At 73.9% G+C, this 24849-nt stretch carries 25 protein-coding genes; 11 read left to right on the top strand and 14 right to left on the bottom strand.

Features of this window, described 5'->3' with window-relative positions; translation table 11 throughout:
• Nucleotides 1-151 precede the first annotated feature (151 nt).
• Both ACFUK0_RS00335 and ACFUK0_RS00330 read left to right on the top strand, forming a co-directional pair.
• On the top strand, nucleotides 152-1768 hold the full coding sequence (locus tag ACFUK0_RS00335; RefSeq protein WP_380245729.1) for a sensor histidine kinase: 1617 nt from the start codon (nucleotides 152-154) through the stop codon (nucleotides 1766-1768).
• A complete protein-coding gene (locus tag ACFUK0_RS00330; RefSeq protein WP_380245728.1) occupies nucleotides 1759-2436 on the top strand; it encodes a LuxR C-terminal-related transcriptional regulator in 678 nt (225 codons plus the stop codon). Before ACFUK0_RS00335 ends, ACFUK0_RS00330 begins: the two co-directional genes overlap by 10 nt.
• 36 nt (nucleotides 2437-2472) lie before the next feature.
• Here the strand turns inward: ACFUK0_RS00330 and ACFUK0_RS00325 are convergent, their stop codons facing one another.
• The 9 genes from ACFUK0_RS00325 to ACFUK0_RS00285 form a co-directional block, all read right to left on the bottom strand.
• Nucleotides 2473-3180, bottom strand: a complete 708-nt coding sequence (locus tag ACFUK0_RS00325) for a class F sortase (protein WP_380245727.1) — start codon at nucleotides 3178-3180, stop codon at nucleotides 2473-2475.
• A gap of 133 nt (nucleotides 3181-3313) precedes the next feature.
• Nucleotides 3314-3688 carry a hypothetical protein gene (locus ACFUK0_RS00320; RefSeq protein ID WP_380245726.1) on the bottom strand — a complete coding sequence of 125 codons (375 nt, stop codon included), beginning with the start codon at nucleotides 3686-3688 and terminating at the stop codon, nucleotides 3314-3316.
• Between the two features lie 289 nt (nucleotides 3689-3977).
• Nucleotides 3978-4322, bottom strand: coding sequence for a TcmI family type II polyketide cyclase (locus ACFUK0_RS00315; protein WP_380245725.1), 345 nt, complete (start codon nucleotides 4320-4322; stop codon nucleotides 3978-3980).
• Entirely contained in the window at nucleotides 4319-4774 is a 456-nt protein-coding gene (locus ACFUK0_RS00310) for an SRPBCC family protein (RefSeq protein ID WP_380245724.1), read from the bottom strand. The genes ACFUK0_RS00315 and ACFUK0_RS00310 overlap by 4 nt, the downstream gene beginning before the upstream one ends.
• 1 nt (nucleotide 4775) lies before the next feature.
• Entirely contained in the window at nucleotides 4776-5039 is a 264-nt protein-coding gene (locus tag ACFUK0_RS00305) for an acyl carrier protein (protein ID WP_380245723.1), read from the bottom strand.
• Nucleotides 5040-5103: 64 nt separating this feature from the next.
• Entirely contained in the window at nucleotides 5104-6351 is a 1248-nt protein-coding gene (locus ACFUK0_RS00300) for a beta-ketoacyl synthase N-terminal-like domain-containing protein (protein ID WP_380245722.1), read from the bottom strand.
• Nucleotides 6352-6355: 4 nt separating this feature from the next.
• A complete protein-coding gene (locus tag ACFUK0_RS00295) occupies nucleotides 6356-7612 on the bottom strand; it encodes a beta-ketoacyl-[acyl-carrier-protein] synthase family protein (RefSeq protein ID WP_380245721.1) in 1257 nt (418 codons plus the stop codon).
• Nucleotides 7609-8034: a cupin domain-containing protein gene (locus tag ACFUK0_RS00290; RefSeq protein WP_380245720.1), complete on the bottom strand. Its 426-nt coding sequence runs from the start codon at nucleotides 8032-8034 to the stop codon at nucleotides 7609-7611. The genes ACFUK0_RS00295 and ACFUK0_RS00290 overlap by 4 nt, the downstream gene beginning before the upstream one ends.
• A 47-nt stretch (nucleotides 8035-8081) precedes the next feature.
• Entirely contained in the window at nucleotides 8082-9248 is a 1167-nt protein-coding gene (locus ACFUK0_RS00285; protein ID WP_380245719.1) for a SchA/CurD-like domain-containing protein, read from the bottom strand.
• 404 nt (nucleotides 9249-9652) lie between these two features.
• Between ACFUK0_RS00285 and ACFUK0_RS00280 the strand changes: the two genes are divergently transcribed.
• The 7 genes from ACFUK0_RS00280 to ACFUK0_RS00250 all read left to right on the top strand — a co-directional run bounded on the left by ACFUK0_RS00280 (nucleotide 9653) and on the right by ACFUK0_RS00250 (nucleotide 16052).
• Nucleotides 9653-11281, top strand: a complete 1629-nt coding sequence (locus ACFUK0_RS00280; RefSeq protein ID WP_380245718.1) for an FAD-dependent oxidoreductase — start codon at nucleotides 9653-9655, stop codon at nucleotides 11279-11281.
• Between the two features lie 338 nt (nucleotides 11282-11619).
• Entirely contained in the window at nucleotides 11620-11922 is a 303-nt protein-coding gene (locus ACFUK0_RS00275) for an urease subunit gamma (protein WP_380245717.1), read from the top strand.
• A complete protein-coding gene (locus ACFUK0_RS00270; RefSeq protein ID WP_380245716.1) occupies nucleotides 11919-12230 on the top strand; it encodes an urease subunit beta in 312 nt (103 codons plus the stop codon). The genes ACFUK0_RS00275 and ACFUK0_RS00270 overlap by 4 nt, the downstream gene beginning before the upstream one ends.
• A complete protein-coding gene (locus ACFUK0_RS00265) occupies nucleotides 12223-13965 on the top strand; it encodes an urease subunit alpha (RefSeq protein WP_380245715.1) in 1743 nt (580 codons plus the stop codon). The genes ACFUK0_RS00270 and ACFUK0_RS00265 overlap by 8 nt, the downstream gene beginning before the upstream one ends.
• A complete protein-coding gene (locus ACFUK0_RS00260) occupies nucleotides 13965-14633 on the top strand; it encodes an urease accessory protein UreF (protein WP_380245714.1) in 669 nt (222 codons plus the stop codon). The genes ACFUK0_RS00265 and ACFUK0_RS00260 overlap by 1 nt, the downstream gene beginning before the upstream one ends.
• Entirely contained in the window at nucleotides 14623-15318 is a 696-nt protein-coding gene (ureG, locus tag ACFUK0_RS00255; protein ID WP_380245713.1) for an urease accessory protein UreG, read from the top strand. The genes ACFUK0_RS00260 and ureG overlap by 11 nt, the downstream gene beginning before the upstream one ends.
• Entirely contained in the window at nucleotides 15315-16052 is a 738-nt protein-coding gene (locus tag ACFUK0_RS00250) for an urease accessory protein UreD (RefSeq protein ID WP_380245712.1), read from the top strand. The genes ureG and ACFUK0_RS00250 overlap by 4 nt, the downstream gene beginning before the upstream one ends.
• 33 nt (nucleotides 16053-16085) lie before the next feature.
• Here the strand turns inward: ACFUK0_RS00250 and ACFUK0_RS00245 are convergent, their stop codons facing one another.
• Nucleotides 16086-16625: a putative immunity protein gene (locus ACFUK0_RS00245; RefSeq protein WP_380245711.1), complete on the bottom strand. Its 540-nt coding sequence runs from the start codon at nucleotides 16623-16625 to the stop codon at nucleotides 16086-16088.
• Nucleotides 16626-16709: 84 nt separating this feature from the next.
• Nucleotides 16710-17411, bottom strand: a complete 702-nt coding sequence (locus ACFUK0_RS00240) for an SRPBCC domain-containing protein (RefSeq protein WP_380245918.1) — start codon at nucleotides 17409-17411, stop codon at nucleotides 16710-16712.
• A gap of 111 nt (nucleotides 17412-17522) precedes the next feature.
• Here ACFUK0_RS00240 and ACFUK0_RS00235 point away from each other — a divergent pair, with 111 nt between their 5' ends.
• Entirely contained in the window at nucleotides 17523-18848 is a 1326-nt protein-coding gene (locus ACFUK0_RS00235; RefSeq protein ID WP_380245710.1) for a DUF2254 domain-containing protein, read from the top strand.
• Between the two features lie 9 nt (nucleotides 18849-18857).
• Here ACFUK0_RS00235 and ACFUK0_RS00230 read toward each other — a convergent pair whose 3' ends face one another.
• Nucleotides 18858-20468: an MFS transporter gene (locus ACFUK0_RS00230; protein ID WP_380245709.1), complete on the bottom strand. Its 1611-nt coding sequence runs from the start codon at nucleotides 20466-20468 to the stop codon at nucleotides 18858-18860.
• An 85-nt stretch (nucleotides 20469-20553) separates the two neighbouring features.
• On the opposite strand from ACFUK0_RS00230, the gene ACFUK0_RS00225 reads away from it, so the two are divergent.
• Nucleotides 20554-21219 (top strand): TetR/AcrR family transcriptional regulator, encoded by a 666-nt coding sequence (locus tag ACFUK0_RS00225; protein ID WP_380245708.1) that lies wholly within the window; start codon nucleotides 20554-20556, stop codon nucleotides 21217-21219.
• A gap of 89 nt (nucleotides 21220-21308) precedes the next feature.
• Here ACFUK0_RS00225 and ACFUK0_RS00220 read toward each other — a convergent pair whose 3' ends face one another.
• Nucleotides 21309-23192: a flavin monoamine oxidase family protein gene (locus tag ACFUK0_RS00220; RefSeq protein ID WP_380245707.1), complete on the bottom strand. Its 1884-nt coding sequence runs from the start codon at nucleotides 23190-23192 to the stop codon at nucleotides 21309-21311.
• Between the two features lie 154 nt (nucleotides 23193-23346).
• On the bottom strand, nucleotides 23347-24822 hold the full coding sequence (locus ACFUK0_RS00215) for an MFS transporter (protein WP_380245706.1): 1476 nt from the start codon (nucleotides 24820-24822) through the stop codon (nucleotides 23347-23349).
• Between the last annotated feature and the right edge of the window lie 27 nt (nucleotides 24823-24849).

Genomic DNA, 24849 nt, shown 5'->3' with positions numbered 1-24849 from the left:
CCCCGTGCCCGCGCCCGGGTGCTGCGCCCGGGCGGGGTAGGTGTTTGCCCACCCGGGAAGTAGGTCCCGGTCCATGGCGCCGGCCCGGCCCCGCGCACCAGCATGATCTGCGGGCCGCAGCTCGCGGCGCGAAGACAGACGGGGGTTGGATATGTGGCCGTTTCCGATGTACGCGGGAGCCTGGCTGCCCGGCGTGATCGTGGCGTTGACCGCCGTGTGCGCGGTCCTGGCGGTCAGGGCGGAGCGGGCGCCGGCGCGCGGGCCCGGCCTCGCCGGGCGTCTCGGCCGGCCGGTCGTGGCGGGGCTCATGGGCACGGCGGCGTACGGCAGCGCGTCGGTGCTGTCGGCCGACCTGCACAACCCCGGGATCGACCCGCACGACCCCGGATCGACCGGCTCCTCGGTCATCATGACCGTGCCGGACCTGGCCTCCATCGGGGTGCTCCCCACCGCACTGCTGCTGACCGCCCTGCTGGCCGGCGCCCTGCTCCCGCCGGTCCGCGCACCCAGGCAGTGGGTCCCGTCCGTGATCGCCGCCGTGACCGGCGAACTGCTGGCCCTGGTGAACGCGTTCACGCGCGTACCCGGCCTGCCGGGCCCGGACCTCGTGCTGGGCTGCTCGATCGTCCTGCCGCTCGCCGCCCTCGCCGGGCTCGCCGCGGCCCGGCCGTTGAATCGCGGGCCCGGACGGTGGGCCCTGCTGCTGCCCGCCGTCGTGGTGATGGCGGCCGGACTGCTCGGTCCGGATCCGTGGGCGCCCGCGTCGCCGAGCGCCGGCCCGGCACGGGCCGTGGTGGGCTACCTGGTGGGGCTGGCACTCCTGGCGGCCGTCGTGGGCGGGCTGGTGCGGTGGCCCCGGGCGGCGGCGGACCTGGCGGCCCTGGGGCTGGTGGGGCTCGGGCTGAACGGCATCGTCCAGGGCGGCTTCGGGCGCGCCCTGGTGGTGGAGACGTCCGGTACCCCGCCGCAGGACGCGCCGCCCCTCCCCTTCGAGCCCGTCGAGTTGGGTCACCACATGGCGGTGCTCGGCGGGATCCAGGGGGCGCTGCTGCTGGCCCTGGGGCTCTGGCTGCTGCCGCTGACCGTGCTGCCGGACGTCAGGCGGCTGCTGGGCCGGGGGCCGGATCCCAGGCTGGCCCGGCGGGTGCGGGAGCTGACCGAGACGCGCGCCGAGGCGGTCACCTCCGCGGCCGCGGAACTGCGCCGGATCGAGCGTGATCTGCACGACGGCGCGCAGGGCCGGCTGGTCGCGATCGGGATGAACCTGAGGGCCGCCGAAAAGATGATCACCAGCAGCCCGCAGGAGGCCGCCGCGCTGCTCGTGGAGGCCCGCGTCGCCTCGGTGGCGGCGCTGGAGGAACTGCGTGGCCTGGTCCGGGGCATCTACCCGCCGATGCTGGCCGACCGCGGCCTGGGGGAGGCGATCCGGGCGCTGGCACTGGACCTGCCGCTGCCCTGCGAGACCGAGATCGACCTGTCAGCGAGGCTCGACGCTCCCCTGGAGTCGGCCTGCTACTTCGCCGTGGCCGAGGTGGTGACCAACGCCGTCCGGCACGCCTCGGCGGGCAGCCTGCGGATCCGGGCGGGCCGGACGGACGGGCTGCTGCGGATCGAGGTGTCCGACGACGGGGTGGGTGGCGCCGATCCCGCCGCCGGCAGCGGACTGGCCGGGGTGGAGCGGAGGCTGGCGGCCTTCGATGGCATCCTGGCGGTCAGCAGTCCGCCCGGCGGGCCGACGATCGTGGTCATGGAGGTGCCGTGCGGGTAGTTGTCGCAGAGGATCTCTTCCTGCTGCGGGAGGGGCTGGTCAGGCTTCTCAAGGCGCACGGGTTCGAGATCGCGGCGGCGACCGGCAGCGCGCCGGGCCTGCTCGGCGCGCTGCTGGAGTTCCGGCCGGACATCGCGATCGTGGACATCAGGCTGCCGCCCACCCACACCGACGACGGGCTCCGCGCCGCCCTGTCCGCCCGGGAGCGGATCCCCGGGCTGCCGATCCTGCTGCTCTCGCAGTACGTCGAGCAGATCTACGCCCGGGAGCTGCTCGCCGACGGCGCGGGAGGGGTCGGCTACCTGCTCAAGGACCGGGTGTTCAGTGACGACCAGTTCGTCGACACGATCCGTACGGTCGCCGGGGGCGGTACGGTCATGGACCCCGAGGTGGTCACCAGGCTGCTCGGCCGCGGCGGCCGGGGTGAGCCCCTCGGCGGGCTCACGGAGCGGGAGCGGCAGGTGCTCGAACTCATGGCGGAGGGGCGCTCCAACAGTGCCATCGCCCACCGGCTCTTCGTCAGCGAGAAGGCCGTCTCCAAGCACAGCACCAGCATCTTCTCCAAGCTGGGGCTCGCTCCCTCCGACGACGACAACCGCCGGGTGCTGGCCGTACTCGCCCATCTCATGTCGACCCCGCGTGGGGGCGGCCACCCGCCCGGCCGCTGAGCGCCTGCGTCGGCGGGCCGCCGGGCCGGCGGGGGGTCAGGCCTTGCGGGAGGACTCCAGGTGCGCGAAGACCACCACGTTGTCCAGGTAGTCCTTGCGCTTCTTGTCGTACGAGCCGCCGCAGGTGATCAGGCGCAGCTGGGCGTCGCTCGTCCTGCCGTACACCAGGTCGTCGGGGAAGGCGTCCTTCGGGAAGGTCCGGACGGAGTCGACGGAGAACACCGCGATCGTGCCGTCCGCCCGCGTCACCTCGATCTTGTTGCCCGGCAGCAGCATCCGCAGCAGCAGGAAGACCGCGGGGCCCGTTCTGGTGTCCACGTGCCCGGCCACCACGGCGCTGCCGCGTTCACCGGGCGTCGGCCCGCCGCGGTACCAGCCGACCAGGTTCTTGTTGTCCTGCGCCGGCGCGTTCAGCGCCCCGTTGGCGTCGAGCGTCAGCTCGGTGAACGGCGCGTTCACGGCGATCTGCGGGATCCTCAGCCGGGTCGGCGCGGAGCGCGCCAGCACGGGCGCCGCGGGCTTGGCGGGCTTCGCCGGCTCGGCGGCCGGCGCCGGTGCGGCCGGTGCGGGGGAGGCCCCGGCGGCGCTGACCGCGGCGGCCACCGCCGGCGGTGCGGGTGCCGGGGTCGGTGCGGGCGACGCGTCCACCGAGCTGTAGAGCAGCAGGCAGCCGACGGCGGCCGCCGCCATGCCCACCCGCAGCAGTCCGGGGATGCCCTCCCGGCCGGGAGTCCGATCAGCCATCAGAGATACCTCGCCTTCGCCCCCGCTGCCTGAGCCCTCCCGCCCCCGTGTCCTTCCGGCCCTCTCGCACGCCCTGCCGTGGCCGGCGCTGAGCGGCGGCCACGGCAGGGAGCGTACGGGTGGGTGCTGCGGGTCAGATCGCGGCGCCCGCACCCTTGCGGCGGCGCAGCGCGTAGGCGCCGACGCCGAGGCCGCCGAGCAGCAGCACGGCGCCGGAGGCCGCGCCGCCGCCGGACACGGCCATGCCGCCGCCGCCGGTGTGCACGCCGCCGTGCGGGGCCTTCTCCTCCTCGGCGGAGGAGGTGGAGGAGTCGGGCTTGCCCGTCGCCTGCTTCTCCTCCCAGGTCTTCTGGCCCTCGGGGCTGGCCGCCTTGGCCTGCTTCTCCTCCCAGGTGAGCGTCTTGCCCTGGTCGGGTGAGTCGGCGGCGAAGGCGGCGGCGACCGGGGCTCCGACGGTGAGGGCGGCGGCGAGTGCCGCTCCGGTCAGCAGGGTGCGTGCAGAACGCATGGGGATGGTCCTTCCGGCGCGGTGTGCGACCGCCGACGGGTTGTCGGCTACCGAGTCGCACGGTGCGTCTTTCTCACGGTCAGTCAGATCCGGGCGTCCTGCCACCTGGGGAGATCACGGGACGGTAACGCCGTGGGCCCTTCGGGTGGACTCCCGGGATTCTTCACCCGCCTGCCGCACCGGGGGAGCTGATCAGGTGTCAGCAGTTCGGCCCAGTGCCCGCATGCCGGAGGGCGCCGCCGGTCTGCTGGAGACCGGACGGCGCCCTCGGAGGGTCGGGCAGCTGGTGTCAGCGGGCCACGGCGGCGCGCTCCCAGCGGTAGAACTCACGGGCCATGGCGTCCTGGGGTCCGCGCCAGGTCAGCGGGTCGTAGGCGTCCACGTACGGCAGCAGCCGCTCGCTCACCTCCCGGAAGGCCGGGTGCCCGGCGACCTTGGCGACGGCCGGCCCCGGCGGGCGGTCGGCCTCGACCAGGTGCACGTACACGTCGCCGAACTGGAACAGGCTGCGGCCGGTCACGCCGACCAGCTGCGGCAGTTCGCCCCGGTCGGAGTCGGCGAAGACCTCGGCGATGCTGTGGGCCGAGTCGGGCTTCATCCTGGCGACGATCAGGGTGCGGTAGGTCTCGCTCATTCGTCGCCCGCCTGCTTCTCGACCTTCTCGCGGATGAGCTGCATCTGGACCCGCGAGTTGCGGTTGATGTGGTTGGTCATGCCGTTGTCGTCGACCGGCGCGGTGGGCTTCATGGCGAAGTCCTGGATCCAGCGCATCCGGGTGCCGGCCGGGTGCTCGGCGTACTCCCAGCGGATGTCCATGAACTCGAACGGCCCCGGCTCGACCCGCCGTGCCTTGACCGCGAGCGAGGAGCGGTCGGTCGTGCGCTCGGAGACCCAGCTCCAGATCTGCCCGTTCTCGTCCGGGTGCATGGTGAGCCGGAAGGTGGTGCTGTCGCCCTCGCGGTTCAGCACCTCGACCGAGGCGTACTCGCTGAACAGCTGCGGCCAGTTCTCCAGGTCGTTGGTGATCTCCCAGACCAGGTCGACGGGGGCGGCGATGAGGATCTCGTTGTCGGTGTGCCCGGGCATCTCAGGCACCTGCCTTCGCGGTCAGGGACGCGTTGACGACGTCGATGAACTCGGCCGGGGTCTTGGAGAGTTCGGCTCCCGAGCTGATCCGGGTGGAGTGCCGGTTCTCCAGTTCGCCGACGATGCCGAGCAGGCCGAGCGAGTCGATGCCGTACTCCTCGAAGGTCACGTCGGGGCGGCTCTCCATGTCCAGGGCGTCGACGGTGATGCCGGCCCTCGTCCTGATCAGCGAGGCGAGTTCGGCGTGGGTGAGGGCAGTGCTCATGAGTGGGGTTCTCCTGATCGCTGTGGGTGTTGCGTGGTGGATACGGGGACGGTGCCGGGTGCGGTCAGGGCCGCTCGCCGTTGCCGCGGCGGATCACCACGGCGGCGTTGGAGCCCATCAGGCCCCGGCTCAGCACGAGCGCGGTGCGCAGCTCGGCGGGCCGGGCGTGCCCGGTCACCAGGGCCAGGTCGTGGCAGACCTCGGTGACGTTGGGGGTGGGCGGCACCACGCCGTCCTCCATGGCCAGGACCGCGGCCGCCACGTCGAGGACGGGCGCGCCGCAGTAGGCGCGTCCGATGCCCGCCTTGGGCGCGGTCACCGGGACGCGTTCGGCGTACGGGCCGAGCGCGTCGGCCAGCGCCAGGGCCTCGGCGCGGTCGGCGGCCGGGACGCCCAGGGCGTCGGCGAAGACCACGTCGATCTCCTCGGGCGAGCAGCGCGCCTCGTCCAGGGCGACGCGGATCGCCCGGACGAGCCCCTCCCGGGACTCCTCCCAGCGGGACGCGCCGGTGAAGGTCGCGCCGTGGCCGGCCAGTACGGCCCGGACCTTGGCGCCGCGCCGCAGTGCGGCGCCCTCGTCCTCGACCATCAGCATCGCCCCGCCCTCGGCGGGCACGAATCCGCTCGCCGCCGCGGAGAACGGCAGATAGGCGGTGGCCGGGTCCTCGCCGAGGCTCAGCTCCGGGTAGCCGAGCTGGCAGACCATCGAGTACGGGGCGAGCGGCGCCTCGGCGGCGCCGACCACGACCGCGTCCGTGCCGCGCCGGATCGAGCGCGCCGCGTGGGCGAGCGCGTCCAGGCCGCCGGCCTCGTCGCTGGCGACGACCGCGCAGGGGCCCTTGAAGCCGCCGCGGATGGAGATCTGCCCGGTGCTGGCCGCGTAGAACCAGGCGATGGACTGGTAGGGGCCGACGAAGTGCGGCCCCGAGCCCCAGAGTTGCTGGAGCTCGCGCTGGCCGAACTCGCCGCCGCCCGAGCCTGCGGCGGTGACCACCCCGACGCCGAACGGCGCGTTCTCGTCGGGCCTGAACCCGGCGTCGGCCACCGCCAGGTCGGCCGCGGCCATCGCGTAGTGCGTGAAGCGGTCGGTCTGGACGAGGAAGCGGCCGTCGATCGCGGCATCCGCCGCGAAGTCGCGTACCTCGCCGGCCACCCGCAGCGGATAGCCGTCGCAGCCCTCCCGGTCGATCCGGTCCAGGACGCTGACGCCCTGCCGGGTGGCCTTCCAGAAGGCGTCGGCGCCGACGCCGCTGGGGGCCACCACGCCGAGGCCGGTGACCACCGCGCGGCGCCCCTGCTGACGTGCCGTCATGTTCTCACCCCGTTCTGCTGAGCACTACGGCGGACTGGAAGCCGCCGAACCCGCTGCCGACCGACAGGATGTTGCGCAGCGGCAGCTCCCTGGCGGTGCGCGGCACGTAGTCGAGGTCGCACTCCGGGTCCGGAGTCTCGTAGTTGGCGGTCGGCGGCACCACGCCGTGGGCCAGCGCGAGGGTGCAGGCGACGACCTCGATCGCGCCGATCGCGCCGAGCGAGTGCCCGACCATCGACTTGATCGAGCTCATCGGCGTCTCGAACGCGTGGGCGCCCAGTGAGCGCTTGACCGCGGCCGTCTCGTGCCGGTCGTTCTGCTTGGTGCCGGAGCCGTGCGCGTTGACGTAGTCGACGTCGGTGCGCTCGACCCGGGCGTGGGCCAGTGCCCGGTCGATGGCCTCCGACATCTCGTGGCCCTCCTGCGTCAGGCCGGTCATGTGGTAGGCGTTGCCGAAGGTCGCGAAGCCGCCCAGCTCGCCGTAGATCCGCGCGCCGCGCCGCTTCGCGTGCTCCAGCTCCTCCAGCACCAGCACGGCCCCGCCCTCGCCGAGCACGAAGCCGTCCCGGTTGAGGTCGAACGGGCGGGAGGCGTGCGCCGGGTCGTCGTTGTGCTCCGAGGTCGCCTTGATGGCGTCGAAGCAGGCGACGGTGATCGGCGAGATCGGCGAGTCCGACGCGCCGGCCAGGCAGATGTCGGCGCGCCCGTCCTCGACCGCCTGGAAGGCGTAGCCGATCGCGTCCAGACCGGAGGTGCACCCGGTGGAGACGGTCTGCACCGGCCCCTGGGCGCCGGCCTGCTCGGCGACGGCGGAGGCCAGCGTGCTGGGCGCGAAGGCCCGGTGCAGGTGCGGCTCCGCCCGCAGGTGGTCGACGTCCCAGCGGGCGCCGGCGGTGCTCACCAGGGCGTAGTCGTGCTCCAGCCTGGTGGTGCCGCCGACGGCGGTGCCGAGCGAGACGCCGACCCGCCACGGGTCCTCGGCCTGGAGGTCGAGGCCCGAGTCGCGGACCGCCTCGGCAGCCGCCACGAGGGCGAACTGCACGTAGCGGTCCGAGCGTTGGACGGTCGCGATGTCCAGACCGTGCTCGGCCGGGTCGAAGTCGCACTCGGCCGCGATCCGGGAGCGGAACCCCTCGGGGTTGAAGAGCGTGATGCCCCGGGTCGCGGTGCGCCCGGAGGTGAGCAGGTCCCAGAAGGCCGGTACGCCGACACCGCCGGGGGCGACCACACCGATACCGGTGATCGCCACCCGCCGGGTCACGAGGCCACCTTGGCGTGTTCCGGCGGGCCGGACTCCAGGCCCTCCTCGGTGTCCACGTGCCCGAGTTCGGGGCGCGGGGCGAGCGGGCCGCAGTGGAAGACCATCCGCGCCTCGGTGCTGCCGACGTTGCGGAAGCGGTGGCGCATGTTGATCGGGATCATCACGCCCTGGTCGGGCGTGAGCCGGTGCGGGACGCCGTCGAGGTCGACCTCCAGGTCACCCGAAACGACGTATACGAACTCCTCGGAGTACGGGTGGTAGTGCTCGTTGATCTGCTCGCCCGGCAGCACCGTCGCCAGGCCCATGAACCCGCTGGTGGCACCCACCACGGTCGGGGTGAGCATGGCGCGGATCTCGCCGCCCCGCTTGTGGTTGGGCGCTGCCTCGTCGACGTGCACGATACGTGGGTACTGCGTGGTCATGGCTCTCTCCTCCAAGTGGTCGTACGGTCGCCTCTCCCCGGGCGGGGTCAGGACTCCTGCGAGCTGCGGTCGGTCACCAGGCCCATGTCGCACTCGGCGAGGAACCGCGCGACGCCGGCCGAGGTCCGCAGGTCACCCTCCGGGCCGAGGTCCAGCAGGCTGCCGAGCACGGCCGCCTCGCGCTCGTCGCCCACGCCCAGCGCCGCCGCCGGCTGCGCGCCGGCCTCGGCCTGCAGGTCCACCACCCGGACGACGATGTCCTCGCGCTGGAACACCGTGCCGCCGAGCACCGGGTTCCGCGGGTCGGCCGCCGCGAGCCCGTCCTGCTCGGCGAGCAGCTTGGCCACCGCGGCGCCGTTGCCCTTGCGGACGGGGTACACCAGCGCCTGGCGCTCCACCTCGCCGCGGACCGTCCCGGCCACCGGCGTATGGTGCACCGCCGGCAGCGCGGCGCGGGCGAAGAAGGCGCGGGCCGCCTCCGGGTTGCCCAGCTCGCGGTCCTCCTCCAGGTACGGGTTGATGGCCTCCTCGACCGCGCGGATCTCCGGCTGCATCGCCACGTGGCGCAGTGCGGCTCCCAGGTCGCCGACCACCTCGACCGCCCGCACCACCCGGTTGCCGTGCATGAACAGCGAGGTGCGCTGCAGCCTGGTGGTCTCGTCGACCTTCGCCTGCGGCGAGGTGTAGCCCGCGAGGATCTTCGCGACCTTGCGCTCGCTGCCGGGCTTGACCGTGAAGGTCAGCGCGTGCCGGATCACGCCGTCCGGGCCGGGGGTGACCTGCGGCATGCCCGGGTGCCCGCCCGCGCGCGGCGAGCCGGCCCGGACCTCCTCGGGCTTGCGGGTGCCGGTGGCCCCGCCCGCCGCCGAGGTCTCCCGCAGCACGTTGTAGCGCAGCGAGCGGAACCGGTCGCTGACGCAGCCGTGCATCGGCTTGACCATCTCGCGGTGCGCCGGGCTGTCCACCCAGGCCAGGAACGAGTCGGGGTCGTTCCACTCGCTGGTGATCAGCCACTGCCGGGGGTCGTCGATCGACTGGCAGAGCTGGTCGCTGACATGGCCGGGCACCGAGGCGACCCGGTGGCGGAGCTTCTCGTACACGTCCAGGAAGCGCTGCTGGGCGCCGTCCTGGATCTCCAGCATCAGCACCACCCGGAGCCGGGAGTCGTCGAGTTCGGCGTGCTGCTGCACCTGGGGTTCGGACAGAGTCGTCATGGTCCACTTTCTGCTCGTGCTGCCTGTGGTTCTGCCTGGGTGTGCTGCTCGGGCCGGGTGTGCCGCTCGGGCCGGCCGGGCGTCCGCCCGGTACGGCCGGGTGCCGGTGCTGCCGTACCGGGCGGACGCCCGCGTCACGGGCCGCCGCTGCCGAGGTCCGGGTCCAGGCCTGCGAGCCCGGAGGTGCGGCTGCGTCGGGCGCGGGCCGCACATCAGGGCTCTGTGGTCGATCGTGATGCGGCGCCACGGATGGCGCGAGATATGCGAGCCATCCGAGCGAAGAGGGCGGACAACCCCCCGCCGACGGGGGATGGAAGGACGGGGCGCCGCGTCCGCGGGCCCTGCCGACGGCCGGTGGCGAGCACGCCGCCGGGCCGTGCATCCCGTACAGGCTGGAGCAATTGATGAATCCGAAGGTGGACGACCGGGTGCCGGTCCTGATCGTGGGCGGGTCACTGGTGGGCCTGTCGGCCTCGCTGTTCCTGGGCCGACTGGGTGTCAGACACCTGGTCGTCGAGAAGCACGCGGGCACCTCGCATCACCCGCGTGGACGCGGCAACAACGTCCGGACGATGGAACTGCTGCGGGTCGCCGGCGCCGAGCCGGGCGTCCGCGAGGCCGCCTCGGTGCTCGCCGAGAACCACGGCATCCTGCAGGCCGACACCCTCACCGGGGCGGAGCAGGAGTGGCTGTTCCGGGAGATCGACCCGGGCGGGGCGCTGGCCCGGTTCAGCCCCTCCTCCTGGTGCCTGTGCAGCCAGAACGACCTGGAGCCGGTGCTGCTGCGCCAGGCCCGCGACCTCGGCGGCGAGATCCGCTTCGGGACGGAGCTGATGTCCTTCGAGCAGGACGCCGAGGGTGTCACCGCGGTGCTGCGCAGCCGCGAGACCGGGGAGGAGCGCACCGTCCGGGCCCAGTACCTGATCGCCGCGGACGGGCCGCGCAGCCCCGTCCGGGAGCGGCTCGGGATCGGGCAGTCCGGCAAGGGCGAGCTGTTCCACAACGTCAGCATCACCTTCCGCGCCAAGCGGCTGCCGGACGTCGTGGGAGACCGGCACTTCATCGCCTGCTACCTGACCAACCCTCAGGGGCCGGGGGCGCTGCTGCCGGTCGACAACCGCGAGCACTGGGTGTTCCACGCTCCCTGGCACCCGGAGCACGGCGAGCCGATGGAGGCGTTCACCGACGAGCGCTGCATCCAGCACATCCGGACCGCGACCGGGGTGCCCGACCTGGAGGTGGAGATCACCGGCAGGGCGCCCTGGCACGCCGCCGAACGGGTCGCCGACCAGTACTCCAGCGGCCGGGTCTTCCTGGCCGGGGACTCCGCCCACGAGATGTCCCCGACCGGGGCGTTCGGTTCCAACACCGGCATCCAGGACGCGCACAACCTCGCCTGGAAGCTCGCCGCCGTCCTCGGCGGCTGGGGCGGGTCCGCGCTGCTCGACAGCTACACCACCGAGCGCCGGCCGGTGGCCCGGGTCACCAGCGAGCGGGCCTCCGCCCGCTCGGCCGAGCACCGCCACCCGGGCTACGACGCCGTCCCCGGCACCGGCCGGCAGGCGGGCGTGCTCGCCGTCGCGCTCGGCTACCGCTACCCCGAGGGCGCGGTGGCCGGCGCCGACCCGCAGCAGCCGGTGGTGCCGGAGAACTTCCGGCTCAGCGGCGAGCCGGGCAGCCGGGCCCCGCACATGTGGCTGCTGCGGGCCGGGGTGCGGCTCTCCACGCTCGACCTCTACGAGCAGGCGCTCGTGCTGCTCACCGGGCCGCAGGGGGCGGACTGGCACCCGGCCGCCCGCCGGGCCGCCGACCGGCTCGCGGTGCCGCTGGACACCTACCGGGTCGGCTCCGGCGCGGACGACGACCTGGCTCCCGAGCCCGGCGCGGACTGGGCGGAGCTGTACGGCGTGGGCGCGGACGGCGCGGTGCTGGTGCGCCCCGACGGGTTCGTCGCCTGGCGCTCCGAGGGCGCCCTGCCGGACCGCGAGCGGGCGCTCGACGAGGCCCTGCGCACGGTGCTCGGGCTGGCCTGAGCGAGCGGCCCGGCCCGAACGGGACCGGAACGCGGGACTCGCCCGGACAACGGGCCGGGCCGGCGGAGCGGCGTACGACCGCCCCGCCGGCCCGGCCCGTCCGGCATGCCGTCGGAGCGCCACGGCGAAAGCAGGCACCTGCCCTCTGACCGGACGGACCGTTCGTCCGCTACGGTGTCGGGCACGAGATCGAACTCCCGCGTGCGGGCCGGAGGCGGTCGCGCCGGGCGGTGCTGCCCGCGCATCCCCACCCTCTCTCCGGACACCCCCCGCGTGCCCGAGCGCACCCGCGGCACAGTGTTGTGTCCGCGCCCCCGAACTCCCCGAGGCGCGCGAAGATGAGGCTCACCCCCCATGAGCAGGAACGCCTGCTCATCCACGTCGCCGCCGACGTGGCCCGCTCCCGCCGGGCCCGCGGTCTGCGGCTGAACCACCCCGAGGCGGTCGCCCTGATCACCTCGCACGTCCTGGAGGGCGCCCGGGACGGCCGGACGGTCGCCGAACTCATGGAGTCCGGGCGGCACGTGCTCACCCGCGAGGACGTCATGGACGGCATCGCCGAGATGATCCCGGACGTCCAGGTCGAGGCGACCTTCCCCGACGGCACCAAGCTCGTCACCGTCCACGGGCCCATCCTGTGACGCCCGGTGAGATCCTGCACGGCGACGGCGACATCGGGCTCAACGCCGGGCGGCCCGTCACCCGGCTGGTCGTGGTCAACGCCGCCGACCGGCCCGTCCAGGTCGGCTCGCACTACCACTTCGCCGAGGCCAACCCGGGCCTGGAGCTGGACCGCGCGGCCGCGTACGGCCTGCGGCTGAACATCCCCGCCGGCACCGCCGTGCGCTTCGAGCCGGGCATCCCGGTCGAGATCGAGCTGATCCCCATCGGCGGCCGGCGCGAGGTCGCCGGGCTGCGCGGCGAGACCGGAGGCCCCCTCGATGACTGACCGTCACGTCCAGCCCGTCCCGCACGCCCTGTACGTGAGCCGCCGGCGCTACGCCGACCTGTACGGCCCGACCACCGGGGACCGGATCAGACTCGGTGACACCAACCTGCTGATCGAGGTCGAGGAGGACCGCTGCGGGGGCGGGGACGAGGCCGTCTTCGGCGGTGGCAAGGTCATCCGCGAGTCGATGGGCCAGGCCCGCACCAGCCGCGCCGAGGGCGCCCCGGACACCGTCATCACCGGCGCCGTCGTCCTCGACCACTGGGGCGTCGTCAAGGCCGACATCGGCATCCGGGACGGGCGGATCACCGCACTCGGCAAGGCCGGCAACCCCGAGACCATGGACGGCGTCCACCCCGAGCTGGTGATCGGCCCGGAGACCGAGATCATCTCCGGCAACGGCAGGATCCTGACCGCCGGCGCCATCGACGCCCACGTGCACTTCATCTGCCCCCAGATCGCCGACGAGGCGCTCTCCTCCGGCGTCACCACGCTGATCGGCGGCGGCACCGGCCCGGCCGAGGGCTCCAAGGCCACCACGATCACCCCGGGCAGCTGGCACCTCGCCCGGATGTTCGCCTCGATGGACGACCTGCCGCTCAACATCGGGCTGCTGGGCAAGGGCAACACCGTCAACACCGTCTCGATGCACGACCAACTGCGGGCCGGGGCCGTCGGGTTCAAGATCCACGAGGACTGGGGCGCCACCCCCGCCGCGATCGACGCCTGCCTGCGGGTCTGCGAGGAGAGCGGCGCCCAGCTCGCCATCCACACCGACACGCTGAACGAGGCCGGCTTCGTCGCCGACACCCTCGCCGCGATCGCCGGGCGGGGCATCCACGCGTACCACACCGAAGGCGCGGGCGGCGGCCACGCACCGGACATCATCACCGTCGTCTCGGAGCCCAACGTCCTTCCCAGCTCCACCAATCCGACCCGGCCGCACACCGTCAACACCATCGACGAACACCTCGACATGCTGATGGTCTGCCACCACCTGAGCCCGCACGTGCCGGAGGACCTCGCCTTCGCCGAGTCCCGGATCCGGCCCTCCACCATCGCCGCCGAGGACATCCTGCACGACCTCGGCGCGATCTCCATCATCAGCTCGGACTCCCAGGCGATGGGCCGGGTCGGCGAGGTCGTCATGCGCACCTGGCAGACCGCGCACGTGATGAAGGCCCGGCGGGGCGCACTGCCCGGCGACGGCCGGGCCGACAACCGGCGGGCCCGGCGCTACGTCGCGAAGTACACCGTCAACCCCGCCGTCGCGCAGGGCCTCGACCACCTGGTCGGCTCGGTCGAACCCGGCAGGCTCGCCGACCTGGTGCTGTGGACGCCCGCCTTCTTCGGCGCCAAGCCCGACCTGGTGATCAAGGGCGGCCAGATCGCCTGGGCCCAGATGGGCGACGCCAACGCCTCCATCCCCACCCCCCAGCCGATGCTTCCGCGCCCGATGTTCGGCGCAAAGGGCCGGGCCCCGGCCGCCAACTCCGTCAACTTCACGGCGCAGGCGGCCATCGACGACCGGCTGCCCGAACGCCTCGGCCTCGGGAAGGAGTTCACCGCGATCCGGAGCACCCGGGGCGTCACCAAGGACGACATGGTCAACAACACCGCCCGCCCCGACGTCCGGGTCGATCCCGACACCTTCACCGTCACCGTCGACGGTGAGGTCGTCACCCCCGCACCCGCCACCGAACTGCCGCTCGCCCAGCGGTACTTCCTGTTCTGATGAGCGTCGCGGCGCTGCTGCTGCTCTCCGACGGCCGGCTCCCGGCCGGCGGCCACGCGCACTCCGGCGGGGCGGAGGCCGCCGTCAAGTCCGGCCGGGTGCACGACACACCCAGCATGGCGGCCTTCCTCACCGGCCGGCTGCACACCACCGGCCTCACCACCGCCGCACTGGCCGCGGCCGCGGCGGGCGGGCGGTTCGCGACGGACGCCCTCGACGAGGCCGCCGACGCGCGGACCCCGTCACCCGCCCTGCGGGCCACCAGCCGGCGCCTGGGCCGCCAGCTCCTGCGGGCCGCCCTCGCCGCCTGGCCGGACCCAGGCCTCGACCGGCTGCGGGCGGCCCACCCCGGCGGCGCCCACCAGCCCGTCGTCCTCGGGGCCACCGCCCGTGCCGCCGGGCTCACCCCCGCCCAGGCGGCCGCCGTCGCCGCGTACGAGAGCGTCAACGGCCCCGCCACCGCCTGCGTACGCCTGCTCGGCCTCGACCCGTACGAGGTCACCGCCGTGCTCGCCCGGCTCGGCCCCGCCCTCGACGCCGTCGCCGCCGAGGCGGCCGCCGCCGCCGGCGGGCCGGACCTCGACCACCTGCCCGCCGCCTCCGCCCCGCTGCTCGACCTGTACGCCGAGCAGCACAGCTCCTGGAAGGTCCGTCTCTTTGCATCGTGACCACGTCGACCACGTCGACGCCCCGGCCCGGCACACCTACAGCCACCGCGACGCGGACACCGGCGGTGCGCCGCGCGCGCTGCGGATCGGCCTCGGCGGCCCGGTCGGCTCCGGCAAGACCGCCACCGTCGCCGCCCTGTGCCGCGTCCTGCGCGAGGAGTTCTCGCTCGCCGTCGTCACCAACGACATCTACACCACCGAGGACGCCGAGTTCCTGCTCCGCAACGCCGTCCTGCCGCCCGAGCGGATCACCGCCGTCGAGACCGGCTGCTGCCCGCACACCGCCATCCGCGACGACATCTCGGCCAACCTGGAGGCCGTCGAGGAGCTGGAGGGCGCGGTCGGCCCGCTCGACCTCGTCCTGATCGAGTCCGGCGGCGACAACCTCACCGCCACCTTCAGCCGTGGCCTGGTCGACCACCAGATCTTCGTCATCGACGTCTCCGGCGGCGACAAGATCCCCCGCAAGGGCGGCCCCGGCGTGTCCACCTCCGACCTGCTCGTCATCAACAAGACCGACCTCGCCCCGCTGGTCGGCGCCGACCTCGACGTGATGGCCCGCGACGCCCGCGCCCAACGCGGCGACCTGCCGACCGTGTTCTGCGCGCTCACCGCCCCCGACGGCGTCGCCCCGGTCGCCCGCTGGGTCCGCGAACGCCTCGCCGAGCGGCGGACCACCGGGTGAGCACCCTCCTCGCGGCGCCCGCCCGGATCACCGCCGAACCGGACGGGCGCGGCGGCACCGCCCTGCCGCTGCTGGCCGGCGCCGGGCCGATCGCGCTGCGCCGGACGAGGGGCGAGGGCGGCGCCGCCCATGTGGTGGTGATCGGCTCGATGGCCGCGCCGCTGGGCGGCGACCGGCTCGCCGTCCGCGCCGAGGTGCTCCCCGGCGCCGCGCTGCTCGTCACGAGTGCGGCCGCCACCATCAGCCTGCCCGGTCCCGGACCGGCGTACTACGAGGTGGACCTGACGGTGGGGGAGGGGGCGCGGCTGGACTGGCTGCCCGAACCCGTGGTCGCGGCCGCCGGCAGCCATCTCGTCCTGCACACCCGGATCACCCTCGCCCCCGGCGCCCGGCTGCGCTACCGCGAGGAGCAGGTCCTCGGCCGCCGGCACGACTGGGCCCGGCTCCGCGACCCCGGCCGCCTCACCTCCCGGCTCACCGTCCGCCGGGCCGGCCGGCTGCTGCTCGACCAGCAGACCGACCTCGGGCCGGGCGCGCCCGGCTGGGACGGCCCCGCCGTGCTCGGCGGCAACCGGGCGGCCGGGCAGCTCCTCACCGTCGGGACCGGCCCGCAGCCCGCCGCACCGCCCACCGCCGGGACGGCCCTGCTCGCCCTGCCCGGGGGCGGCGCCACCCTGCTGGCGGCCGTCGCCCCGGACGCGCTCGCCCTCCGGCGGGCGCTGGACGCGGGGTAGCGGGACGCGGCGGGGAACTCGCCCGGGCGGTCCTCAGGCGCGACCGCGGAGGGCCTCGTCCAGATCGCGGAGCAGCTCCCCGACGCGTCCGCCACCGGCAGGCGCCGCCGGGTAGCGTCCGAGCACCTCGACGACGACCGGGGTCGCGCTCCGGCCGGCCCGCCCGATCCGGGCGGCGCCGACGGCCCGGTCGTCCCCCGCCAGGAGCTCGGCCGCCCTCGCCGCGTGGGCCGCCGATCCCAGGATGTGCTTGACCTGGTGGGCGTCGGCCAGGGGGTGCAGGTACGCGGCGGCCGCCGCGCACATCGCTGCTCGCGCCGCTTCGCCGGCGGCCGCGGTGCCCGCCTGCCGGGCCGCCCTGTGCGCCGCCCACGCGGTGTCGCGCAGGGACTTCCCGCGCTCGCCGCCGCGGGCGAACGTCCAGGCGGCGTCGAGGGCTTCGCGAGGGCGCGAGTCCGCCGGGTGTGCCCGCTCGAAGATCTCCAGGACCTCCTGCGCGCTCGCGGCCGCGAAGCCGGTGACCTCGCGGAGGTCCTGCTTGCCCAGAGCGATCTCGCTGGTTCCGTCGGCCACGGGTGGCGCTCCTGTCCTCGTGTGCGGCGGTTCCCCGCCGGCCGTCGGGTTCTCCGGTCGGGCGCGCTGCGCCGCTGCCCGCCGCTACCCGCCGTACAGGCCGTCGAGCAGTCGCTGCCAGGCCCGTTCGGTGCCGGCCCGGTCCACCTCGTCCGCGAACAGGTGCAGCGTCACGCCGACCCGGCCGCCGAAGGCGTTCCGCCCGAAGAACCGGATCAGCCCCTGGTGGGTGCGCAGCCCGAGGAACTGCGGGCTGCGGTAGTCCACCTCGGCCTCCAGCACGCCGACCTCGTCCAGCTCGACGCTCAGCCGGTCACCGACCCGGACCTCCTTGTCGAGGTGCAGCTCGTCCAACAGGACGTCGAAGGCGTCCGCGGCGGCCGAGGCCGCCGGCGCCTCGACACCGACGAATACCGCCGGGCGGCCGTCGAAGTACCGCAGGTACTGGCCGAGGGTGTGCAGGTAGAAGTCGGTGTGCCTGCTGCAGCTGTCGTACCGGACGTCCCAGTCGTCGTCGGGGAACGCACCGGTGTGCGCATAGCGAAGGACGGAGCCGGCGGCCTCGCGCGGCCGGATGTCGTACTCCAGCGAGCCCGGCCGGCCGTCCTCGTCCTCGACCCGGACGGCGTAGCGGCCCGGCGGCTCCCAGACGGTGGCGCCCGCCTCCGCGGAGCCCTCCGGTGCCGGGAACATCCACGCGGAGACGGCCCCGGTCACCGCCGCGAAGACCTCCTGCGGCGCCGCCGGCAGCACGACCTCACGCCGGACCTCGAACTCCCTGGCCATACCCACTGCGCACTCCCTCGCTCCCGCCGGACCTCCCGGCGTTCCCCCCATTGTCGGGGCCGCCCGCGAGCCCGACGCGCGGGAGTGTCCCGCAGCTCCTAGCCTGGGCCGATGAACGAGCGCCGGCCCAGCGGCCGTCAGGCCACCCGAATCCGCTACCGGCCGATGTCGCCGCTCCGTGAGCACCTGCGCGAGTCGTTCTGGTTCGCGCCGCTGCTGACGTGTCTGACGGCCGTCGCGCTGGCCGGGCTGACGGCCTGGCTGGACGAGCTGAGCGTGTCCGTCACCGTCGAGCAGACCGGGTCGGCGACCGAGCTGATGCGCTTCACCGGGGCCGCCAAGAGCGTGGTGTCGACCGTCAGTTCGGCGATGCTCACGTTCATCGGCGTGGTCTTCTCGATCTCCCTGGTCGCCCTCCAGATGGCGGCCAGCCAGTTCAGCCCGCGGGTGCTGCGGCTCTACGTCCGCAGCCGGCTGACCAAGGCCACCTTCTCGGTGTGCCTGGCCACCTTCCTGTTCGCGCTGCTGGTGCAGCTCAGCTACGACGACTCCACGGACCCGGCGACGGTCACCTCGGTGCCGGTCTTCTCCGGCCTGGTGGCGGTGCTCCTGGTGATGCTGAGCCTGGGTCTGTTCGTGCTGTACGTGCAGTCGATGATGCGGCTGCTGCGCGTGCAGTACGTGATCGACCGGGTGGCGAACGAGTCGGTGGCGGTCATCTCGCTGTTCCGGCTGCTGCCGCCGGACCGCGAACCGCCGGCCGCCCCGGAGAACCTGCTGACGCTGCTGCACGAAGGCCGCTCCGGGGTGCTGCGCGACGTCAACATCCGCCGCCTGGTGCGCCTCGCGCGCAAGCACGACGTGGTGCTGCACCTGGTGCCGCGGATCGGCGACTTCATCACCCCCGGCACCCCGATCGTGCGGGTGGCCGGGGGAGCGCCGCCGCGCCCCTGGCGGATCGCCTCGGCGCTGAACGTCGGCGTCGACCGGACGATGCACCAGGACCTCAGCTTCGGCTTCCGCCAGCTGGTGGACATCGCCATCCGCGCGCTCTCGCCGGCCGTCAACGACCCGACCACCGCCGTCCAGGCCGTCGACCGGATCCACCAGCTGCTCGGCCTGCTGGTGCACGAGAGCTTCGGCGACGTCCGCTTCCGGGACAGGGACGGTGTCGTACGGCTGGTCGAGCCGGTGCCGGACTGGGAGTGCGTCGTCGACCTGGCCTTCACCGAGATCCGCATCTGCGGGGCCGGCCAGCCGCAGGTGACCAGGCGGCTCGCGGCCACGCTGGACGACCTGCTGCGGATCACCCCCGAGGAGCGGCGGCCGCAACTGCTGGCCCAGCGGAGCCTGCTGGAGCGGGCCGTCGCAGCCCAGGCGGCCGACCCGGAGAACCTCGCGTTCGCGCTGCTCCCGGACCGGCAGGGCATCGGCTGACGGCCGCCCTCAGCGTCCGGCGGCCGGCTCCCCGGCCGGCTGCGCGGCGGCCGGAGCGGGGGTGGCCGGCCGGAGCCAGCGCAGGGCGGTGAGGGCGCCGGCCAGGGTGATCGCGGCGCAGATCCAGGTGCCGCTGTTCATGGCGGTGGTGAAGGCCTGGTCGGCCGCGCCGGCCAGCCGCGCCGCCGCCTCGGGCGGCAGGTGCCCGGCCAGGATGTGCGCCGAGGTGAGGTCGTCGGTGGCCGGTGCGCCGGTGCCCGGCAGGGCCGAGCCCAGGTCGCCGCGGTAGGAGGCGGAGACGACCGTGCCGACCACCGCGATGCCGAGCACGCCGCCGAGTTCGCGCACCACGCTGTTGATCGAGCTGGCGGTGGGCGCCTTCTCGCGGGGCACCGAGCCGACGGTCGTGGCGCTGGCCGGCGCCATGATCAGCCCCATCCCCGCACCGACCACGGCCATGGTGAGCGCGATGACGAGGTACGGCGTGCCGGTGCCGACCAGTGAGACGCCGGCCAGGCCGAGCGACATCACGGCGAGGCCGCCCGCGATGGTGTACCGGGTGCCGATGCGTCCGGTGACCAGGTCGCTGGTCGCGGCGGTGGCCGCCATCGCCACCGCGAACGGCACCGCGCCCAGGCCCGCCTTGAGCGGGCTGTAGCCGTGCACGAGCTGCAGGTACTGGGTGAGGACGAACAGCAGGCCGAACAGGGCGAAGAAGGTGATGCCGAGGACGACGCCAGCGAGGGTGAAGGCGCGGACGGCGAACATCCGGATGTCGACCATCGGGTGCGCCGTCCGCAGCTCCCACCAGGTGAACGCGGCCAGCAGCAGGACGGCCGCGGCGCTCTCGGCCAGGGAGCCGGCCGAGAGCCAGCCGCGCTCGGGGCCGCGCACGATCACGTCGACGAGCGCCGCCAGACCGCTCGCGGAGAGCAGCAGGCCGGGGACGTCCAGGCGTCCGGTCCGGCGGCCGGGGAGGGCCGGCAGCAGCATCATGACGGCGACCAGGGCGGCCCCGACCAGCGGGATGTTGATCCAGAAGACGCTGTTCCAGGAGAAGTGTTCGAGCAGCAGTCCGCCGGTGACCGGGCCGATCACGATGCCGAGCCCGGCGGTGGCGGACCAGACGGCTATCGCCTTGGGGCGCTCGCGCTCGCCGAACAGCGCCACGATGCTCGACAGCGTGGCGGGCATGACGAAGGCCGCGCCCAGCCCCATCAGGGCGCGCAGGGCGATCAGCTGGTTCGCCGAGTCGGCCGTCGCGGCGATCGCCGAGCCGGCGGCGAAGACGGTGAGCCCGCCGATCAGCGCGCGGCGCTGGCCCATCCGGGCGCCGAGGCCGCCGGCCGTGATCAGCATCGCGGCGAACACCAGCGTGTACGCGTTGTTGATCCACTGCAGATCGGCGGTGGAGGCCCGGAGCGCCGAGGCGAGGGCGGGCAGCGCGGTGTTGAGCACCGTGTTGTCGATGGTGACGGCCACCAGCGCCGTGCAGAGCGCCGCGAGGGCGGCCCAGCGTCGCGGATGGCCCGGGTCCGGGTCCGCCTCGGCGCCGGTGGCCGCCGTGCCCGGCTTCGTACCTGTTCCGGTACCTGTTCCCGTACTTGTTCCCGTACTCATCGCGTGTCCTCGCCCCTGTGAACTTACGCCCGTAAGCTTTCATGGGAAAGCTACCGCTTTAGCTAACAGGTGTAAAGTCTTCGCCATGGCAAAGGAGTCCGCAGTCACCGACCAAGTCCCTGACCAGGAAGGACGAACGCCGACGCGGCATCGCAACCGGCGCGGCCAAGGACTCCTGCTCCGGGACGAGATCGTCCGCGCCGCGAACGCGATCATCGTGCGTACGGGCTCCGACCAGGCCGTCACGCTGCGCTCGGTCGCCCGCGAGGTCGGCATCGCCGCCCCGTCCATCTACGCGCACTTCCCCGACCGGGACGCCATCATCGACGCCGTGGTTGTCGAGTCGCTCGGCCGGCTCCGCGAGGAGATCCTCACGGCCGCCGGCGAGCACGAGGACCCGGTGGACTCGCTGCTCGCGGGCTGCGCCGGCTACGTCGCCTTCGGCACCAGGGAGCCCGCGCGCTACCGGCTGCTGTTCAGCTCGCCCCGGGTCAAGCTCGAGGCCGCCGACTGCAGTCCCGTCCTGCCCAGCGGCCTCCAGGCGTTCCAGACCCTGGTCGACAGCCTGGAGAGCTGCGCCCGGGCCGGGCGCTCCGAGACCGACGATCCGTTCGGCGACGCCGTCGCGCTCTGGACGGCCCTGCACGGGCAGGTGACCCTCCGGGCCGGTCTGCCGGACTTCCCGTGGCCGCCGACCGACACCGTCGAGCAGCTCGTCCGCCGCCTCGGCCGCATCACCCCGCAGGCATAGCCGGCCGGCCCCGGCCCCCGCGGTCGCACGGGGGCCGGGGCTGGCCGGACAGGGCCCGCGGCAGCGCGGGTGGACTTCAGGAATCCGCGTCAGCGCGGGTGGACCTCCAGGAACGCGCGGACCGCCGACTCCAGCGCGCCCTCGATCCAGGCGGGCTTGAGGCTGGTGTGCTCGCCGGCGAAGTGCACCCGGCCCTCCACCGTGCGGGTGGCGGCGTGCAGTTCGTGCAACTGGCCGGGCGTGAAGATGACCGCCTCGCCGAGCGCGTACCGGGCCCGGGCCCAGGACTGGGTGGCGCCCACCCCGGCGTACTCGCTGCGCACGACCGGACCGAACAGCCGCTCCATGTCGTCGAGCGCGAAGGTGTAGCGCTCGCTCTCGGTCAGCGAGTCCCAGCGGAAGGCGTCGTCGGCCCAGCTGTACGAGGCCAGCACCACGCCGCCCGGCGACCCGGCGGGCGAGTGCGAGGGCAGGTAGGTGAACCGGCTGGCGCTGTCGGAGGTGCAGCCGCCGCCGGTGAAGCCGTTCGGCCCCTGCTCCCAGAAGCGGGTCTTGAACTCCAGCAGCACCTTGGTCGCCGAGTCGTAGTGCAGCTCGTTGACGGCCCGTCGCTTCGGGTACGACATCAGCGGCTCGACCGAGCAGAAGCGCAGCGCGCTGAACGGGATGGTGACGATGGCGTAGTCGCCCTCGAACACCTCGGTGGGCTCGATCGGCGCGCCGTCGTGCGAGTCCTCGGTGCCGCTCTCGGCGGTCGTCTCGATCCGCACGCCGGTGTCGGTCTGCACCAGGCGGGTCATCCGCCGGCCCATCCGGATGTCGTTGCGCAGCGGCGCCGCCATCGCCTCGGTCAGCGTGTCGGTGCCGCCGACCAGCTCCCAGTAGCGGTTGGTCGGCTTGATCGCCGCGTGGTCCATCAGGGTCGGTACGAGCGAGTAGTGCAGCCGGGAGGTGAGGTTCTCCAGGGTGCCGGCGGCCTGGATCCGGTTCTGGTCCCAGCCCGCCTCCTCGACCAGGAACCGGCGGGTGGAGTGGTCGTCGTACTTCTGGAAGATCGTGGCCCAGGCCTCGATCTGGTCGTTGATGCTCCCCTCGGACGCCACCGTCACCGGCTTCAGCGCCTCGTTGACGGCCTCCGCCATGGTGGCGGCGGAGTCCACGCCGAAGCTGCTGTTCACCTGCGCGGGGGCGGCGTCGTAGGCGGCCCGGGTGGTGCTGATCCCGTTCACCCGGATCAGCCGGCGGCCCACGGCGGCGGGGGACTTGAAGGTGAGGTCGTCCGTGCCGTTCGTCCAGGTCTCACCCGTGAAGGCCTGGTACGTGACCGGGGGTACCGTCCCGGTGGGCTCGGCGCCGGGCGCGACGTCGGCGTTGTAGAACAGCTGGCGCTTGAGCCCCAGCTTGTCGGACAGCGCGCGGACCAGCGGGTGGAAGTCCGGCAGTCGCATCGCGCCCGCCTCGGCGTACAGGGCCTTGTCCTTGAAGCTGCGGAAGGTCTTCACCCGGCCGCCCACCCGGCTGGCGTTGGCCTCGATGACCACGACCTCGTGCCCGGCCTTCTTGAGCAGCGCGGCGGCTGCCAGCCCGGCCACACCGGCGCCGACGATCAGCACCTTCTTGTGCGGTGCGCGCCCCGGGAGCTGATCGTCGATCAGGATCCGCAGGTACTGCAGTTTGAGGTCCTCGCCGTTCTCCCCGACCAGCAGGAGCTTGCGGGCCAGGTCCTCGCTGACGTCCGGGTCGATGCCCCGGCCGCCGGGCGCCGACCGGGGTGCCGGTCGGGGTGCGCCGATCGCGCGGCCCCCGGTGAAGCCGGCGATGCCGGCCACCGCCGCCGCCGCGGCGGCCGACCCGAGGAAGGTGCGGCGGACGACCCGCGACGCCGCCGCCGGGGCGTCCGGAGCGTCGGGGGAGCCGGCGGCATCCGGGGAATCCGGATTCGAATCGGCGCTGCCTTCAGGGTGGTTGGACATCGGAGGGGCTCCTCAACAGCATTCGCATACGTCGGACCCAACCCCAACGGCGCGCAGTTGATCAAGGGCACGTGCGCCCTGCCCGGTTCACCCGACCGAGTGAGCGGGTCGCTCGGGTGTCCGTGGCCGGCGGCGGCCCCGCACCCCGTCGGGCTCAGTGCGCGCCCTCCGGGCGGGCCTGGCGGGGGAGCAGGAACGCGACGGCGAACGCGACCGCCAGTGCGGCGGCGGCGAGCCCGAGCGTGCGGCCGGTGGCGGGCTGGAACCCGTCGGACGCGGCCCAGCCGAAGAACGTCGTCCCGAAGACCGCCACGCCCACCGAGCCGCCGAGCTGCTGGACGGCGTTCAGCACACCGGAGGCGGAGCCGACCTCGGGCTCGTCCACGCCGGCGAGGGCGATGTCGAAGAACGGGGCCATGATCAGGCCCAGGCCGAAGCCGGTGACCAGGACGGCCGGCGCCAGCCCCCAGCTGGTCACCCCGGCCGACCGTCCGGCGATGCTCGCCCAGAGGGCGAGTGCGCCGAGCACGGCGACGGCCAGGCCGGCGTGCAGCACCCGGCGGCCGTACTTCGGGCCGAGCACGGCGCCCGAGAGCACCGCACCCGCGACGATGCCGAGCGAGAACGGGATCATCGTCAGACCCGAGTGCAGCGGCGTCCAGCCGAGGCCCAGCTGGAGGTACAGGGTGAAGACGAGCATCAGGCCGGACATCGCGGCGAAGAAGACCAGCCCGGTGGCCAGCGCCCCGGTGAAGGCGCGCTTGGCGAACAGCGAGGGCTCGACGAGCGGCGAGCCGCCGGCCCGCAGCACCCGCCGCTGGTGGAGCACGAACAGCCACAGCACGGGCAGCGCGGCGGCCATCGAGAGGTACGTCCACAGCGGCCAGCCCAGCTCGCGGCCCTGCACCAGCGGGTAGACCAGCAGCAGGACGCTCGCGCTGATCAGCAGCACACCGAGCGGATCGAGCCGGGTGGCGGTGGCCGAGCGGGTGCGGTCGTTGGCCGGGAGGAAGCGCAGCGCCAGCGCGGCGGCGGCGAGGCCGAGCGGCAGGTTGATCAGGAAGATCATGCGCCAGCCGGTGCCGAACCAGTCGGCGCTGGTGAGGTAGCCGCCGAGGGTGGGCCCGAGCACCGAGGAGAGGCCGAGCACCGGGCCGAACAGGCCGAAGGCGGCGCCCATCTCCTTGGGCGGGAACATGCCCCGGATCAGGCCGAGGCCCTGCGGGATCAGCAGGGCGCCGAAGGCCCCCTGGACACCGCGGGCACCGATCAGCATCCCCGGGCCGGTGGCGGTGGCGCAGAGCAGCGAGGACAGCGCGAAGCCGGCCGCGCCGACGACGAACAGCCGCTTGCGGCCGTAGATGTCGCCGAGCCGGGCGCCGGTGACCAGCAGGACGGCGAAGGCGAGGGTGTAGGCGGCGGAGATCCACTGGATCTGCGAGTCGCTGCCGCCGAACTGGCGGTGGATCGCGGGCGAGGCGACGCCGACGATCGTGGTGTCGAGCAGGTCCATCACCTCGGCGACGAGGATCACGGCGAGCGCGGCCCAGCGCCATCGGTAGGGCGGCGGGCTGTCGGACGGGCCCTCGGGCGGACTGTCGGGGACGGTCTCGGTGGCCTGCGAGGTCATGGCGGCACTCCTCGGGGAACAGTGTTT

It is taken from the genome of Kitasatospora sp. NPDC057223, from assembly GCF_042669755.1.
Taxonomy (GTDB): domain Bacteria; phylum Actinomycetota; class Actinomycetes; order Streptomycetales; family Streptomycetaceae; genus Kitasatospora.
Note: the sequence above shows the minus strand (reverse complement) of the source record. Positions and strands in the feature narration are given on the sequence as shown.